This window comes from Bradyrhizobium sp. WBOS07, assembly GCF_024585165.1.
GTDB lineage: Bacteria > Pseudomonadota > Alphaproteobacteria > Rhizobiales > Xanthobacteraceae > Bradyrhizobium > Bradyrhizobium japonicum_B.
Genome location: NZ_CP029008.1, coordinates 1350423 through 1365452, shown reverse-complemented (window position 1 = coordinate 1365452; position 15030 = coordinate 1350423). Strand labels below are relative to the sequence as shown.

15 protein-coding genes are annotated in these 15030 nt (G+C 65.5%); 10 read left to right on the top strand and 5 right to left on the bottom strand.

The annotated features are described in order from the left end of the window. Positions 1 to 16 precede the first annotated feature (16 nt). The 3 genes from DCM79_RS06425 to DCM79_RS06415 all read right to left on the bottom strand — a co-directional run bounded on the left by DCM79_RS06425 (position 17) and on the right by DCM79_RS06415 (position 1546). Positions 17 to 610 (bottom strand): cytochrome b/b6 domain-containing protein, encoded by a 594-nt coding sequence (locus tag DCM79_RS06425; RefSeq protein ID WP_257179140.1) that lies wholly within the window; start codon positions 608 to 610, stop codon positions 17 to 19. Between the two features lie 96 nt (positions 611 to 706). Then, on the bottom strand, positions 707 to 985 hold the full coding sequence (locus tag DCM79_RS06420) for a PepSY domain-containing protein (protein ID WP_028133416.1): 279 nt from the start codon (positions 983 to 985) through the stop codon (positions 707 to 709). Positions 986 to 1195: 210 nt separating this feature from the next. After that, on the bottom strand, positions 1196 to 1546 hold the full coding sequence (locus DCM79_RS06415) for a hypothetical protein (RefSeq protein WP_257179139.1): 351 nt from the start codon (positions 1544 to 1546) through the stop codon (positions 1196 to 1198). A 92-nt stretch (positions 1547 to 1638) separates the two neighbouring features. Here DCM79_RS06415 and DCM79_RS06410 point away from each other — a divergent pair, with 92 nt between their 5' ends. Together DCM79_RS06410 and DCM79_RS06405 are read left to right on the top strand one after the other, a co-directional pair. Continuing rightward, positions 1639 to 2169, top strand: coding sequence for a TetR/AcrR family transcriptional regulator (locus DCM79_RS06410; protein ID WP_257179138.1), 531 nt, complete (start codon positions 1639 to 1641; stop codon positions 2167 to 2169). A gap of 60 nt (positions 2170 to 2229) precedes the next feature. After that, a complete protein-coding gene (locus DCM79_RS06405; RefSeq protein WP_028133418.1) occupies positions 2230 to 2427 on the top strand; it encodes a Trm112 family protein in 198 nt (65 codons plus the stop codon). 68 nt (positions 2428 to 2495) lie between these two features. Here DCM79_RS06405 and DCM79_RS06400 read toward each other — a convergent pair whose 3' ends face one another. Then, complete coding sequence (locus DCM79_RS06400) at positions 2496 to 3716, bottom strand: ubiquinone biosynthesis hydroxylase (protein WP_257179137.1); 1221 nt, start codon at positions 3714 to 3716, stop codon at positions 2496 to 2498. A gap of 153 nt (positions 3717 to 3869) precedes the next feature. On the opposite strand from DCM79_RS06400, the gene tesB reads away from it, so the two are divergent. Beyond that, on the top strand, positions 3870 to 4733 hold the full coding sequence (gene tesB, locus DCM79_RS06395; RefSeq protein ID WP_257179136.1) for an acyl-CoA thioesterase II: 864 nt from the start codon (positions 3870 to 3872) through the stop codon (positions 4731 to 4733). Between the two features lie 40 nt (positions 4734 to 4773). Here the strand turns inward: tesB and DCM79_RS06390 are convergent, their stop codons facing one another. Next, complete coding sequence (locus DCM79_RS06390; RefSeq protein ID WP_257179135.1) at positions 4774 to 5664, bottom strand: DUF4339 domain-containing protein; 891 nt, start codon at positions 5662 to 5664, stop codon at positions 4774 to 4776. A gap of 247 nt (positions 5665 to 5911) precedes the next feature. Here DCM79_RS06390 and DCM79_RS06385 point away from each other — a divergent pair, with 247 nt between their 5' ends. From DCM79_RS06385 to DCM79_RS06355, 7 genes are all read left to right on the top strand, one after another. After that, positions 5912 to 6250: a P-II family nitrogen regulator gene (locus tag DCM79_RS06385; RefSeq protein ID WP_027535359.1), complete on the top strand. Its 339-nt coding sequence runs from the start codon at positions 5912 to 5914 to the stop codon at positions 6248 to 6250. A 133-nt stretch (positions 6251 to 6383) separates the two neighbouring features. Next, positions 6384 to 7685 (top strand): ammonium transporter, encoded by a 1302-nt coding sequence (locus tag DCM79_RS06380; protein ID WP_257179134.1) that lies wholly within the window; start codon positions 6384 to 6386, stop codon positions 7683 to 7685. 309 nt (positions 7686 to 7994) lie between these two features. After that, a complete protein-coding gene (locus DCM79_RS06375) occupies positions 7995 to 8333 on the top strand; it encodes a P-II family nitrogen regulator (protein WP_008142813.1) in 339 nt (112 codons plus the stop codon). 37 nt (positions 8334 to 8370) lie between these two features. Continuing rightward, positions 8371 to 9819 carry an ammonium transporter gene (locus DCM79_RS06370; RefSeq protein ID WP_257179133.1) on the top strand — a complete coding sequence of 483 codons (1449 nt, stop codon included), beginning with the start codon at positions 8371 to 8373 and terminating at the stop codon, positions 9817 to 9819. A gap of 418 nt (positions 9820 to 10237) precedes the next feature. Further along, the gene (locus DCM79_RS06365) at positions 10238 to 11449 is read left to right on the top strand and encodes an aminotransferase class I/II-fold pyridoxal phosphate-dependent enzyme (protein WP_257179132.1); all 1212 of its coding nucleotides are present in this window, start codon (positions 10238 to 10240) and stop codon (positions 11447 to 11449) included. A gap of 8 nt (positions 11450 to 11457) precedes the next feature. Beyond that, positions 11458 to 13929, top strand: a complete 2472-nt coding sequence (locus DCM79_RS06360) for a DNA translocase FtsK (RefSeq protein WP_257179131.1) — start codon at positions 11458 to 11460, stop codon at positions 13927 to 13929. A 150-nt stretch (positions 13930 to 14079) separates the two neighbouring features. Then, positions 14080 to 14841, top strand: coding sequence for an outer membrane lipoprotein carrier protein LolA (locus tag DCM79_RS06355; RefSeq protein ID WP_028133426.1), 762 nt, complete (start codon positions 14080 to 14082; stop codon positions 14839 to 14841). Positions 14842 to 15030 lie beyond the last annotated feature (189 nt).

Genomic DNA, 15030 nt, shown 5'->3' with positions numbered 1-15030 from the left:
GAGCGGAGACGAATCTCTAGGGACGATTGCGAATGTGCTTGCGGCCGGTGAGCATCGCGCGGGTCAGATTCTCGCGCTGGAGAATCCCCATCAGCAGCACGCCCACCACATGCAGCACGACGAGGACGATGACCGCGTCCGACGAATAATGGTGGGTGTCCTCGACCCACCAGACGCCGAAGAACGTGACGGTGACCGACATCGCGCCGGTGATCGCCGAAACGGCCAGCGAGACCAGCAGCGCCACGAGCATCACCGTGCCGGCCGGATTGAGCCCGATATAGCGGCCGGTGATGCCGCGGCGCAGATTCCAGAGATAGCTTGGCGCGGCCCGGAGCCTGGCCCTCATCATGCGGAAACGCGAATAGCGGCTTCCCCAGAAGCCCCAGACGAGCCGGAAGGCGAGGAGCCCAAGCACCGCATAGCCGACGAAGCGGTGAAGCCGATCATAGACGGTCGGCGTGAACCACGCGACCAGAACGCAGGCCGCGAGGCTCCAGTGCCAAAGGCGCAGCGGCAGGTCCCAGACCAAAACCGTCCGCGAAGCGGTTCGATCCGCAAGGGCCCTGTCGGACGCCCCGCGCGCTTTCGGGATCGCATCCTCAATCAAGCGAAGACCATCCTTGAGCCCAGCCTTGCGCAGATCAATCCGCGCGGCCTCCTTCACCGCCAGCTTGACGATTCGCCTGGAAGTTTACTTGGCGGTTTACTTCGCGATCGTGTGCTTCAGGCTGAGGTCTTCGGGGCTGTAGAACAGCTCGTAGAGCTTGCCTTCCTTGACACCGTAGACCTCGTAGCACGAGCCCTCGATCTTGGATCGCCGCACCTCGTAGCCCAGGGCCTTGGCCTTGGCTTCGGCTTCGCTGGCCGGCTTCCACGACGCCTTGTCGAGCTTTGTGCAGTTCTTGAAACCGTCGGCCATGGCCGCCGACCCCATGCCCATCCCGATCGTCAGTGCGATGGCAACAACACGAATGACCTTCACGAACACCTTCTCCTCTGCCGTGCGCGCTATGCGAGCCGCGTCGAAGGAAGCAAAGGGGGAGATGAAGTCAATCCGGTATGCGCGTCGATGATCTTAGATAAGTTCTAATCGGTCGCCTTAGATCGGTTCTAATGTGAGCGAGGACGCGAATGCTGTCCGGGCGCGCGCGGCCTAGACCGCCGCTGCAGCCTCGCGGTCCAGGTACGGCCGCTAGTAGCCGGCCACGGCGAGCGCCACGACGAAGCTCATGCCCACCCAGCCGAAATGCCGACCGCGCGTCGCAAAGGCGTTGGCCAAGGCCGCAAAACCGAACACGACCGCGAAGGTGGCGACGATCCAGTGCCGGGCAGGGTTCGACTCCATCCCGGGCGCGGCGAGCAGCAGCACGCCGCCGCCGATCCACGCCACCGTGCCGGCCTGCCACACCAGGCGGATCAACATGCGCAGCCGCGGCGGCTCGATGCGGGCATGCGTGAACACCTTGGTCTCGCCGAGCATGCCGTGGATCAGCGCGATCGCGATCGCCGCGAGGCCGGAACATTGCAGGAGCAGGTCGCGCATGAGCATATCTCCATACAGTGATGTACGGTTATGCACCCGCTTGCGTCGGGCTGTCAATACACTAGTGTATGGTCAAATCCCGGGACCCCGACATGACCGACCAGCTCTCCGCCGACGACTGGATCCAGGAAGGCCTCAAGGCTCTGGCCAAAAGCGGCTTCACCGCGCTCAAGGCCGACCCGCTGGCAAGGGCCATGGGAGTGTCGCGCGGCAGCTTCTATTGGCATTTCGCCGATCTCGGTGCGTTCCAGGCAGCCCTGCTGAAGCGCTGGCGCGAGATCGCGGCGGAGCAGATCATCGCCGACGTCGAGGCCGCCGGCGACGAGCCGCTGCAGGCGCTGCTGCGCCGCTCGTTCGGCGCGCGGCTGGATCTCGAACGCGCGGTGCGCAACTGGGCGGCCTTCGACGCGGCGGCGCAAGCAGCCGTACGCGCAATCGACCGCCGCAGGCTCGACTATATCGAGCAGCTGCTGGCGAAGCGCGGGCTCGGGGCGGCGACGGCGCAGGCCCGCGCACAGATCCTCTACTGGACGTTTCTCGGCTTTGCCCTGTCGGGCGCGCCAATGCCGGCAGCCCGGCTCCACGCCCTGCTCGACGAGGTCTTCACGATGGTCACGGCTTGAGCGCCGCGATGGGCGGGCGCGAAATTCTGTGCTAGAGGCAGCCGATCGCCGGAGACCCCAATGAACGCGCCCACCGAACGTCCCGAAGCCAGCGTCGATCCCAAATTGCTGGAGATTCTCGTCTGCCCGCTGACCAAGGGCCCGCTGGAGTTCGATGCTGCAAGGCAGGAGCTGATCTCGCGCAGCGCCAAGCTCGCCTATCCGATCCGCGACGGCATCCCGATCATGCTGCCGGAAGAGGCGCGCAAGATCGATTGAATGTGAGCGAATAGGGAGTAGCGAATAGCGAATGGACCTACTCACCAATCGCTACTCGCGATTCGCCCCTACAACGCCTCGCCCTTCAACAATCTTGGCACCTCGCCGGTCAGTCCGGCGGCCTGGCGAATGAACAGGTTCTTCAGTGGCGGGGCGCGGTCGACGAGGCCGAGGCCGATGTCGCGGACCGTGCGCAGCAGCGTCGACTGGTTCGAGAACAGGAAGTTCAGCGAGTTGGTGGCAACGCCCATCGCCATGGTGTCGAAGCGGCGCCAGCGCTGGTAGCGCTCGAGCACGTCGGCCGCGCCGATATCCATGCCGAGCCGCGCGGCATCGACGACGACCTCGGCCAATGCCGCGACATCCTTCAGCCCCATGTTGAGACCCTGGCCCGCAATGGGGTGGATGACATGGGCGGCATCGCCGACCAGCGCGAGGCGGGTGGCGATGAAGGAGCGCGCGACGAAATAGGACAGCGGGAAGGCGCGCGGCTTGTCGAGCGGCTTCACCTCGCCGAGATGCAGGCCAAAGCGCTGCTCGAGCTCGGCGTGAAATTCCTCGTCACTGAGCGCCACGATGCGCGCGGCCTCGGCTCGGCGCTCGGTCCACACCAGCGAGGAGCGTTTGCCCGAGAGCGGCAGGATCGCGAACGGGCCTGCCGGCAGGAAGTGCTCCTCGGCGCGGCCCTCGTGGTCGCGCTCGTGGCCGACGGTGACGACGATGCCGGACTGGTCGTACTCCCAGCCATGGGTTGGAATGCCGGCGCGCTCGCGCAACCTCGACCGCGCGCCGTCGGCGGCGACCAGCAGGCTGGCGGCAATCACGCTGCCGTCGCCGAGCGTCACGTCGATGCCTTCGGGACGCGCGTCGTAGGAGGCGACGGTCGTGGCACGAAGATCGATGCCCTCGGCTTCCGCACGCGCCGTCAGCGCGTCGATCAGGCGGCGGTTCTCGACCATATGCGCAAAGGGCTCGCCCGGCGCGACGTCGCCGGCGAAGTTGAGGAACACCGGTCGGGTGGCGTCCTCCAGCCTGGAATCGGTGACGACCATGTCGAGGATCGGCTGCGCCTCGCTCTTGACCTCGTCCCAGGCGCCGATCGCCTCGAACAGGCGGCGGCAGGCGGCCACGATCGCGGTGGCGCGGGGATCGCGGCTCGGCCGGGTGCCGAGCGCGGGATCAGCGACGATGACGGGAATCTCGGGTCCGAGCCCCTGGCGCAGCGCCAGGGCCAGCGCGAGCCCTGCAAACGCGCCGCCACCAATGACAATGCTACCCTGTACCGACATACCAAGCTTCCCGGCCAATTCTCGGCCTTGCTAGCAGACTTGAGCTGGGCGAAACAGTGCGGTGAAACGAGGGCGGAACGGCCCCCATTGTGTCATTCCGGGCCTGCGCCGTTCCGGCGCATCCTGGAATGGCGACTTTAGAGAGCTGTGTTCATGTCCAAAAGCCTCATCGACCTCATCTCGATCCTCGACCTCGAGCAGCTCGAGGTGAACCTGTTCCGCGGCAACAGCCCGAAGACCAGCTGGCAGCGCGTGTTCGGCGGTCAGGTGATCGGGCAGGCGATGGTCGCGGCCTGCCGCACCGTCGAGGGGCGCCTGCCGCATTCGCTGCATTGCTATTTCATCCTGCCGGGCGATCCGCAGATTCCGATCATCTACCAGGTCGAACGCCTGCGTGACGGCAAGAGCTACTCGACCCGCCGCGTCACCGCGATCCAGCACGGCAACGCGATCTTCTCGATCATGGTCTCGTTCCATGCCGAGGAGGAAAGCGCCTTCGACCACCAGGACAAGATGCCCGACGTGCCGCCGCCGGAGAAGCTCACGGCGGAGGAGGTGGCGAAGCAGCCGATGTTCAAGGAGATGCCGGAGTTCATCCGCCGCTATTATGAATCGGATCGGCCGATCGAGCTGCGCCCGGTCGAGCTCGGTCGCTATTTCGGCCAGAAGATCGACGACGGCCGCATCCATGTCTGGATCAAGACCGCGGCGACGCTGCCGGAGGATCCGGCGCTGCACATGTGCGCGCTCGCCTACGCCTCGGACTTCTCGCTGCTGGATGCGATCATGGCGCGCTATGGCCGCACCCTGTTCGACAAGCGCATGATGCCGGCGAGCCTCGACCACGCGATGTGGTTTCACCGCCCGTTCCGCGCCGACGAATGGCTGCTCTACGCGCAGGATTCGCCGAGCGCGCGCGGCGGCCGCGGCCTCACCCGCGGCTCCATCTTCAAGCCCGACGGCACGCTGGTTGCCTCCGTCGCGCAGGAAGGCTCGGTGCGCGAGCGGAAGGGGTGATCACCTCGAACGCGAGGTCTCGCGTTCGAGGCTTTCCGGATCAGGCTGCGACGGAGCCGCGCGGCGCGAGCACGGTCTGCGAGGCAAACCAGTTCATGATCCAGCGATAGACCCACGGGATCGGGATGATCAGGCTGCACAGGATCGCAGCGACGATCCCGCGCCAGAGGATGTCGAGACCAGAGCCAGTGAACACGATCTCGCGCCGCGTGCCTTCGATGTTGCGGCAGAACCAGCGCATCTGCGCTGCGGCGACCCAGGCCCAGCCGATGATGGTGATGATCGAAATTGCGAACAGCAGATTCCAGCCGATATAGGCCCAGACCGAGCCGGTGAAGCTCAAGCCCAGCGGCTGCCCGTTGGAGGCGAGGTTCGCGATCATCCATTTGATCAGCAGCCAGTAGAGCACGATCTGCACGACGAACAGCAGGTTGCTCAGGATCTCGCTGCCGACGAAGCCGAGGGCGATCGCCAGACCGATGAAGCCGAAGAACCAGGGCACCAGCGTCATCGCACTGCCGGTGAAGCTGAGATTGGGTCGTCCCGGGACTTTGAAGCAGGGCACGATCCAGTTCGTGTACCAGACGAACAGCCACGGCACCGGGATGATGAAGCACGAGCCGATCACCAGCACGAGCGTGCGCCAGGTGAACTCGAGGATGCCGAAATCGACGGCCAGCGATCCACCGCTTCCGCCGCCGGCATAGCCACCGGCACCCATCATCGGCGGGCCGCCCGCCGGCATCATCGGCGGCGCGCCGCCGCCCCCGACCAGGCCGGGAATTTCGGCGGCCTTCTGCCAGCCGGCCATGCCCTCGGTCCACACCAGCGTGTCCGGGCGCACCACCCCCTGGGCGACGAGATCGCGGAATTGCCCTTCCGGAAAGGGCCCCTGCTGCTTGCCTTCGGATGCGTAGAACCAACTCGCCATGAAGCGTCCCCCTCAAAATACTTATGTCCCGCCTGGCAGGCCCGGGTTCACCGCATCCATGCCGAAAATGCATTGTGAAGGATGAACACTTGCCCTGTACAGAGGCGGCCATTCACATGACCGCCCTTGGCCAAACGTTTTTCCGCTTCAAACTGCAAGTTTTTTGTGCCATTTGCCCGGAAAGATGCCAGATTGACGCAGCGCCGGGGACATACGGCGCGCCGCACCCCGGGGAATAGGCCTGACCATGAAACTCGTCGTCGCGATCATCAAACCCTTCAAGCTCGACGAGGTCCGCCAGGCCCTGACGGCGATCGGCGTCCACGGCATGACCGTGACTGAGGTGAAGGGCTATGGCCGCCAGAAGGGCCACACCGAGATTTATCGCGGCGCCGAATATGTCGTGAACTTCCTGCCCAAGCTGCGCATCGAGATCGCGGTCGCCTCCGACATCGCCGACAAGGCCGTGGGTGTGATCACCGCCTCCGCGCGAACCGGGCAGATCGGCGACGGCAAGATCTTCGTCACGCCGATCGATCACGCGCTGCGCATCCGCACCGGCGAAACCGACAGCGACGCGCTCTAGGATCTTGTCTTGACGCGTCTTCTTCGCGCGAGCCGGGATCCACTTCGCGCGAGAACGCTCTGATATTGCTTCTTCGATCGCACCGGGCAACGACGCCAGAGGTGCGACGCCAATTGATGCCGGGGGGAACGATATGGCGGGATTTTTGCGCCGCGCAGCTGCAATGGCTGCGCCGATCGGAATTGCGCTGCTCATGGCTGCGCCCGCACAAGCCGCGGCCAGCGAGATCAACGCCGCCGACACCGCCTGGATGACCGTCGCCACCGCGCTGGTGCTGATGATGACGATCCCGGGCCTTGCGCTGTTCTATGCCGGCATGGTGCGCAAGAAGAACGTGCTCGCCACCATGGCGCAGAGCCTCGCCGCTGTCGCGCTGATCTCCATTCTCTGGGTCGCGTTCGGCTATTCGCTGTGCTTCGTCGGCGATGGCCCGTGGATCGGCACGCTCGACCGCTGGTTTCTCGCCGGCATGACCATGGACAGCGTCAATCCGGCGGCGAAGACAATCCCGGAAGCACTGTTCATGCTGTACCAGATGACCTTTGCCATCATCACGGTGGCGCTGGTCGCGGGCTCGGTCGCCGACCGGATGCGGTTCTCCGCCTATCTCCTGTTCTCCGTCGCCTGGTTCATCTTCGTCTACATTCCGCTGGCGCATTGGGTGTGGGGCGGCGGCTTCCTCAGCAGCATGGGCGTGCTCGATTTCGCCGGCGGCCTGGTGGTGCACCTGTCTGCAGGCACCGGCGGCCTCGTTGCGGCGAGGGTGATGGGGCGGCGCCACGGCTACGGCAGCGAAAATCTCTCGCCGTTCGATCTTTCGCTTGCGGTGATGGGCACCGGCCTGTTGTGGGTCGGCTGGTTCGGCTTCAACGGCGGCTCGGCGGGCGCGGCCAATTCACGCGCGGTGATGGCGATCATCGCAACGCACCTCGCCGCCTGCGCCGGCGCGTTGACCTGGGGCGCGATCGAATGGTCGACGCGGCGCAAGCCCTCCGTGCTCGGCATGATCTCCGGCGCGGTGGCCGGGCTCGGCACCATCACGCCGGCCTCCGGATTCGTGGCGCCCTGGCACGGCATCGTCATCGGCATCATTGCCGGCGCGTCCTGCTATTGGGCCTGCACCTGGCTGAAGCACCGCTTCAACTATGACGATTCCCTGGACGTGTTCGGCGTCCACGGCATCGGCGGCCTGACCGGGACCCTGCTCGCCGGCGTGTTCGCAACCAGCGCCATCGGCGGCACCGCCGGCCTTTTCGAGGGCAATCCGCAGCAATTGCTGATCCAGCTCTATGGGATCGCCATCACCTTCGTCTGGTCGGCAGGCGTGAGCTTCATCCTGCTCAAGCTGGTCGGCCTGTTCGTGCCCTTGCGCGTATCCCGTGAGCAGGAACTCGAGGGGCTGGATATTTCGCAGCACGGCGAAGCCCTGCAATAAGCGCCTACGCTACAAAATTACCTTTTCGCTGCCCGACACATGAGCAACATTGTGTCGGCAGCCTGTCGTGCTCGCGTTTTAAGCAGGCATGATCACGTTTTGGGCGCGACGGAATGGCGCACCGCACTGCAATACCCGTCAAACGCGAAAACCCCCGTTTTCATAGTCCGTTAGGCAACATGCCTGATCTGGCACGGCATTTGATTCTAGGGGTCCTGGCTGTGCCCGCGTAGTGAACTTCTCCCTCGTGGCGAACCAGTCGAGAACGCCCGGCCATGTCCGGACCGGGCCCAAGCGGGGATAGGACCCATGAAAATTGTTATGGCGATCATTAAGCCATTCAAGCTGGAAGAAGTCCGTGACGCCCTGACCGCCATCGGCGTTCATGGTCTCACGGTGACGGAAGTCAAGGGATATGGCCGCCAGAAGGGCCATACGGAAATCTATCGCGGCGCCGAATATGCCGTGAGCTTCCTGCCCAAGATCAAGATCGAGGTCGCTGTCGCCTCCGACCAGGTCGACAAGACCATCGACGCCATCACGTCCGCCGCGAAAACCGGACAGATCGGCGACGGCAAGATCTTCGTCATCAACCTCGACCACGCGGTGCGCATCCGCACCGGCGAGGCCGATGCCGCGGCCCTCTGATTTCGCGCTCAACCTTATCCAAGCAGGAGTGAATATTATGACGTTCAAGCGTCCCTATGGCGCGGGATTGGCGGCTCTCGCAGTCGGCCTGTTCGCTGCGACCGCAGCCTACGCCGAGCCAACAATCAACAAGGGAGACAACGCCTGGATGATGACATCGACAGTGCTGGTCCTGTTGATGACGATCCCCGGCCTCGCCCTGTTCTACGGCGGTCTCGTCCGCTCCAAGAACATGCTCTCCGTCCTGATGCAGGTGTTCTACACCGTCTGCGTCGTCACCGTGATCTGGGCCGTGTACGGCTACAGCCTCACCTTCACCGGCGGCTCGGACTTCATCGGCGGCTTCTCCAAGGCCTTCATGATGGGCGTCACCACCGACACCAAGGCGGCGACCTTCTCGGTCGACGCCAACATCTCGGAGCTCATCTATGTGTGCTTCCAGATGACTTTCGCGGCGATCACGCCCGCCCTCATCGTCGGCGCCTTCGCCGAGCGCATGAAGTTCGCGGCGATCGCGCTGTTCGTCCCGCTCTGGGTCACGCTGGTGTATTTCCCGATCGCGCACATGGTCTGGTACTGGCAGGGTCCGGATCTGATCCAGGACGCGGCCAAGGCGCTCGCTGCGGCCACTGACGCGGCGGCCAAGACCGCGGCGCAGGCCAAGCTCGACGAGCTCAATGCCGACGCCGGCTGGATCTTCAAGATGGGCGCGATCGACTTCGCGGGCGGCACCGTGGTGCACATCAACGCCGGCATCGCGGGCCTCGTCGGCGCTCTCCTGATCGGCAAGCGCGTCGGTTACGGCAAGGAGCTGATGGCCCCGCACTCGCTGACCATGTCGATGATCGGCGCCTCGCTGCTCTGGGTCGGCTGGTTCGGCTTCAACGCCGGCTCCAACCTCGAAGCCAGCGGCGGCGCTGCCCTCGCCATGACCAACTCCTTCGTCGCCACCGCGGCCGCCGCGCTGTCGTGGATGTTCGCGGAGTGGATCATCAAGGGTCATCCCTCGGTGCTCGGCGTCATCTCCGGTGCCGTCGCAGGCCTCGTGGCCGTCACCCCTGCCGCCGGCTTCTCCGGTGTCATGGGCGCGATCGTCCTCGGTCTCGTGGTCGGCGTGGTCTGCCTGTTCTTCTGCACCGTCGTGAAGAACGCGCTCGGCTATGACGACAGCCTCGACGTGTTCGGCGTGCACTGCGTCGGCGGCATCGTCGGCGCCATCGGCACCGGCATCCTCGTCAACCCCGCCCTCGGCGGCGCCGGCATCGTCGACTACACCGCGATCCCGCCCAAGGTTGCCGATTACGACTTCGCCGTGCAGATGCTGGCGCAGATCAAGGCCGTCGTCACCACGCTGGTGTGGTCGGGCGTCGGCTCGGCGATCCTCTACAAGGTCGTCGACGTGATCGTCGGTCTGCGCACCAACGTCGAAAGCGAGCGTGAAGGTCTCGACATCACCGAGCACACCGAGCGCGCCTACAACATGTAACTCCTCCCGGGCGCGGCTCCTTCGGGGATCGCGCCCCGACCTACGGTTCGGGCACATACCCGGCAATGCCCTGACCGTTGAGGGGCTCCAGCGCAAGCTGGAGCCCCTTTCTTTTGGTCGGTGCGCCGAAGAAAAGGATTGCCATTCCGGGGCGTTGAGAACGCGAAGCTCGATAAGCCCGGCCATAACGTTGGCGGAATATCCGCGTCGACGTGATCGGGCACCGCGCGGGGCGAGAAGGGGGGCGGTCAAGCGCCACGCATCCCGTTGTTATCCGGCCTCAATATTCCTGCTCTGGACGGAGGCGGCGGCCGATGGTTAATCGCGTCTTAACCTCGCCCTATCTATGGTGAACTGAACCGCTTCCCGCCGGCGCCGTGGTGCGCGACCGGCCGTTCCAAGAGTACTGGCGCCCAGAATGGTCATGACCGCTTCATCCCGCGCGCCGCAGGCCGGTGGAAGCCCCAACGAACGCTCGCCCTTCGTCCGGCTGAACGAGCTGCTGGCGCCGCATCAGCCCGGCAAGCCCTTGATTTCGCTCGCTGTAGGCGAACCGCAGCACCCCGTGCCTGATTTCGTCGGGCCGGTGCTGGCCAAGCATATCGCCGATTTCGGCCGCTACCCGATGAACCAGGGCACCGAGCCGTTCCGCCAGGCCGCCAGCACCTGGCTGTCGTCGCGCTTCAAGCTGCCGCGGCCGCTCGACCCCAAAGCCGAGATTCTCGTCCTCAATGGCAGCCGCGAGGGGCTATTCCTCGCCGCGATCGCGGCGGCGCGCTATGTCGGCCCGCGCCCCGGCAAGCCCGCCATCCTGATGCCGAACCCGTTCTATCCGGTCTATGGCGCGGGCGCCCTGGCTGCAGCCTGCGAGCCGGTCTATCTGCCGACCACGATCGACAACGGCTTCCTGCCCGATCTCGATGCCATCGACGAGGCGACCCTGGCGCGCACCGTGGCGTTCTACCTGGCCTCGCCGGCCAATCCGCAGGGCTCGGTCGCCTCGCGCGATTACTTCACGCGGCTGAAGCGCCTCGCCGACCGCTACGGCTTCATGATCCTCAGCGACGAGTGCTATTCGGAGATCTATACCCGCGAAGCACCGGGCAGCGCGCTCGAATGTGCCGGCCCCGATTTCACCCGCGTGGCCGCGTTCCAATCGTTGTCGAAGCGCTCGAACCTGCCGGGCCTGCGCGTCGGCTTCGCCGCCGGCGACAAGACGTTCATCGGCATGTTCCTGGAACTGCGCAACATCGCCGCACCGCAGGTGCCGGTGCCGCTCCAGCATGTCGCGACGTTTGCCTACGGCGACGAAGCACATGTCGAAGAGAACCGCAGGCTCTACCGGATCAAGTTCGACCTCGCCGACCAGATCATCGGCAACCGTTACGGCTATCGCCGCCCAGATGCCGGCTTCTGCGTCTGGCTCAATACGTCCGCGATCGGCGACGACGTGGCCGTGACGCTCAAGCTTTTCCGGGAAGCCGGCGTGCGCGTGGTGCCCGGCAGCTTCCTGGCGCGGCAGCAGCCTGACGGATTCAATCCCGGCGCGGGCTACATTCGCCTCGCACTGGTGCAGGACAGCGAGACCACGGCGCAGGCGCTGCACCGCCTGGTCGAGACTCTGGGTTAGGCGGGCCCATGAGCATGTCGGCAATCGAACGCGTCATTCCACTGGTCGGCCATTTGCCGCCATCGATCCGCGAGGGTCTGGCGCGGCGCATGCGCGAGCTCACCGGCCTCGGCCTGATTGGGCTGGCGGGCGTTGCATCGGCCGCGCTGATGACCTGGTCGGTGCAGGATCCCAGCCTCAGCCACGCCACCTCGCGGCCGATCCGCAACATCCTCGGCTATGCCGGCGCGATCGGCGCCGATCTTGCGATGCAGATCCTCGGGCTCGGCGCCATCATGCTGGTCCTGACCGTCGCGGTCTGGGGCTGGCGCATGATGACGCATCGCCCGTTCGACCGCGAAGCGCTGCGGCTCGGCTCCTGGGTTCTCTGCGCGGTGCTCGCGGCGGGCTTCGTCAGCTGCTGGCCGCATGGCGGCGCATGGCCGCTGCCAACCGGCCTCGGCGGCGTGGTCGGGGACGCCCTGGTGCGCGCGCCCGCCGTCATCTTCGGGCCTGCCGGCACGATCTACCGCATCGTGCTCGGCACGATCCTGTTCGCCGCGATGGCCGCGACCTTCCTGATCGCCTGCGGTCTTGGCGCCCGTGAGCACGACGAGGAGCACAGCGAGATCGAGGACGACGACAAGCCGCTCGACGAAGACGAGGAAGGCGATCGCGGCTCGGTGTCGCTGGGCTGGCTGTTCCATGCGCTGATGAGCACCAAGGCGCGGCTGGTCTGGCTGTGTGGTGCCACCTACCGCTCGCTGGTCTCGAGCGCACCGAAGACCAAGGCCGTGGCGTTCAGCCGCCAGGAGCCGAATCTCGGCGGCGGGCGCGCCGCGCCCCCGATCTCGCCGCAATCCGAGGACGACGACTACGAGGATCAGCACGAGGACGAGGAAGAAGAGGAGGAGGAGCCGGTCGCGCGCGCCCCGCGCAAGAAGGCTGCGCCGAAGGCTCCTGCCAAGAAATCCTCCGACAAGTTCGACCTTCCCTCCGTCTCCATGCTGGCGGCGCCGAAGGCCGGCGATCGCCAGCCGCTCAGCAAGGCTGAGCTGGAGACCAATTCGCGCTCGCTCGAAGGCGTGCTGCAGGATTTCGGCGTGCGCGGCGAGATCGTCAAAGCCAATCCGGGCCCCGTCGTCACGCTGTACGAGCTGGAGCCCGCGCCCGGCATCAAATCGTCGCGCGTGATCGGGCTTGCCGACGACATCGCGCGCTCGATGAGCGCGCTGTCGGCGCGCGTCGCCGTCGTGCCGGGCCGCAACGCCATCGGCATCGAATTGCCGAACGCGCATCGCGAAAAGGTCTATTTGCGCGAATTGCTGGTCGCGAAGGAGGCCGCCGATACGGTTGCCAAGCTGCCGCTCTGCCTCGGCAAGACCATCGGCGGCGATCCCGTCATCATCGACCTCGCGCGCACGCCGCACATGCTGATCGCCGGCACCACGGGCTCGGGCAAGTCGGTCGCCATCAACACCATGATCCTCAGCCTGGTCTACCGGCTGCGCCCGGACCAGTGCCGGCTGATCATGGTCGATCCGAAGATGCTCGAGCTCTCCGTCTATGACGGCATTCCCCATCTGCTCACGCCCGTCGTGACCGACCCGAAGAAGGCGGTGGTCGCGCTGAAATGGGCCGTGCGCGAGATGGAAGAGCGCTACAAGAACATGGCCAAGCTCGGTGTGCGCAACATCGACGGCTACAACACGCGCCTGCTCGAGCTGAAGGCCAAGGGCGAGGAGCCGACGCGCACGGTTCATACCGGCTTCGACAAGGAGACCGGCAAGGCGATCTACGAGGAAGAGAAGCTCTCGCTCGACCCGCTGCCCTACATCGTCATCATCGTCGACGAAATGGCGGACCTGATGATGGTCGCCGGCAAGGACATCGAAGGCGCGGTGCAGCGCCTGGCGCAGATGGCGCGCGCCGCCGGCCTGCACGTGATCCTGGCGACGCAGCGTCCGTCGGTCGACGTCATCACCGGCACCATCAAGGCGAACTTCCCGACCCGCATCGCCTTCCAGGTGACCTCCAAGATCGACAGCCGCACGATCCTGGGCGAGATGGGCGCCGAGCAGCTGCTCGGCCAGGGCGACATGCTCTACATGGCCGGCGGCGGCCGCATCAGCCGCGTGCACGGCCCCTTTGCCTCCGACGAGGAAGTCGAGAAGGTGGTGCGTCACCTCAAGACGCAGGGGCAGCCGGAATATCTCGAGGCCGTCACCGCCGAAGAGCCGAGCGAGGACGAGGACGGCGGTGCCGTGTTCGACGCCAGCGGCATGGGCGCGGACGGCGGCGGCGATCTGTTCCAGCAGGCCGTTGCGATCGTCAAGCGCGACCGCAAGGCCTCGACCAGCTATATCCAGCGCCGCCTGCAAATCGGCTACAACCGCGCCGCATCGCTGATGGAGCGTATGGAACTGGAAGGCATCGTCGGACCCGCCAACCACGCCGGCAAGCGCGAGATTCTGGTCGAGGAAGAAGACAGCCATATGTGAGGCGGTCGCCTCGAAACATCATTTCACGCAAAATCGATATCTGCTTTTGCCCGAAATCACGCTAAAAGGCGCCTAGCCATACAGGACGACGCGTTGATCAGACATCCGGACATTCGATTCGCTGCCGATATCGCCGCGCGAAGCGCGCGCGTGGCCGGCGTGCTGCTCGTCGCTGCCGCGATGATGACCGCGACGTCGCTCGCGCAGTCCGTGCCGGTGCCGAAACCCGCGCCGAAGGGCCGTGATGGTGCGGGGTCCGGAGGCGGTGGTCCCGCTGTCACCGGCGCGACGCAGACGCCACCCGTTCCGGTGATCCCGGATCCGCGCCGCAACGTGCCGAGCAGCATCTTCCAGACCTTCGATGCAAACCAGAAGGCGCAAGCGGCCAAGGTCAGCGCCTATCTGTCGTCGCTGCAGACGCTGGTCGGAAATTTCGTCCAGGTCGGCCCCGACGGCAGCAAGACGCAGGGCGATTTCTACATTCAGAAGCCGGGCAAGGTGCGCTTCGAATACGATGCGCCGAGCCCGATCGACATCGTCGCCGACGGATCGTCCCTGGTGGTGCGCGACCGCAAGCTCGCGACGCAGGACGTCTATCCGCTGTCGCAGACGCCGCTGCGCTTCCTGTTGTCCGACCGCATCGACCTGATGAAGGACACCAACGTCGTCAACGTCTCCGCCGACGACGTCTTCGTCAGTGTCACCATCGAGGAGAAGCAGGCGCTGGTCGGCACCAGTCGCTTGCTGCTGATGTTCGGCGCCAAGGACGGCCAGCTCAAGCAGTGGACCGTCACCGACCCGCAGGGCTACGACACCACGATCGCGGTCTACAACCTGGATTCGAGCAAGAAGCTCGATCCCAGCATGTTCAAGATCGATTTCACCAATTACAGCACGCCGTCGCCGGGCTGAGCTCGCGTGTCCCGGACCAGCGCAGCGAAGCGCAGAGCCGGGACCCAGCATGCCGCAAGATGGGCCCGGCTGCAGCGCGTCACTTCGTGCCGCGCAGCGTCCGGGGCACGCAATTGGACCGACCGTTCGCGCCCAACTCCAAAAACGCGGTGGGCACGGCGCTTTGCGCCTTTGCCCACCCTACGAGAG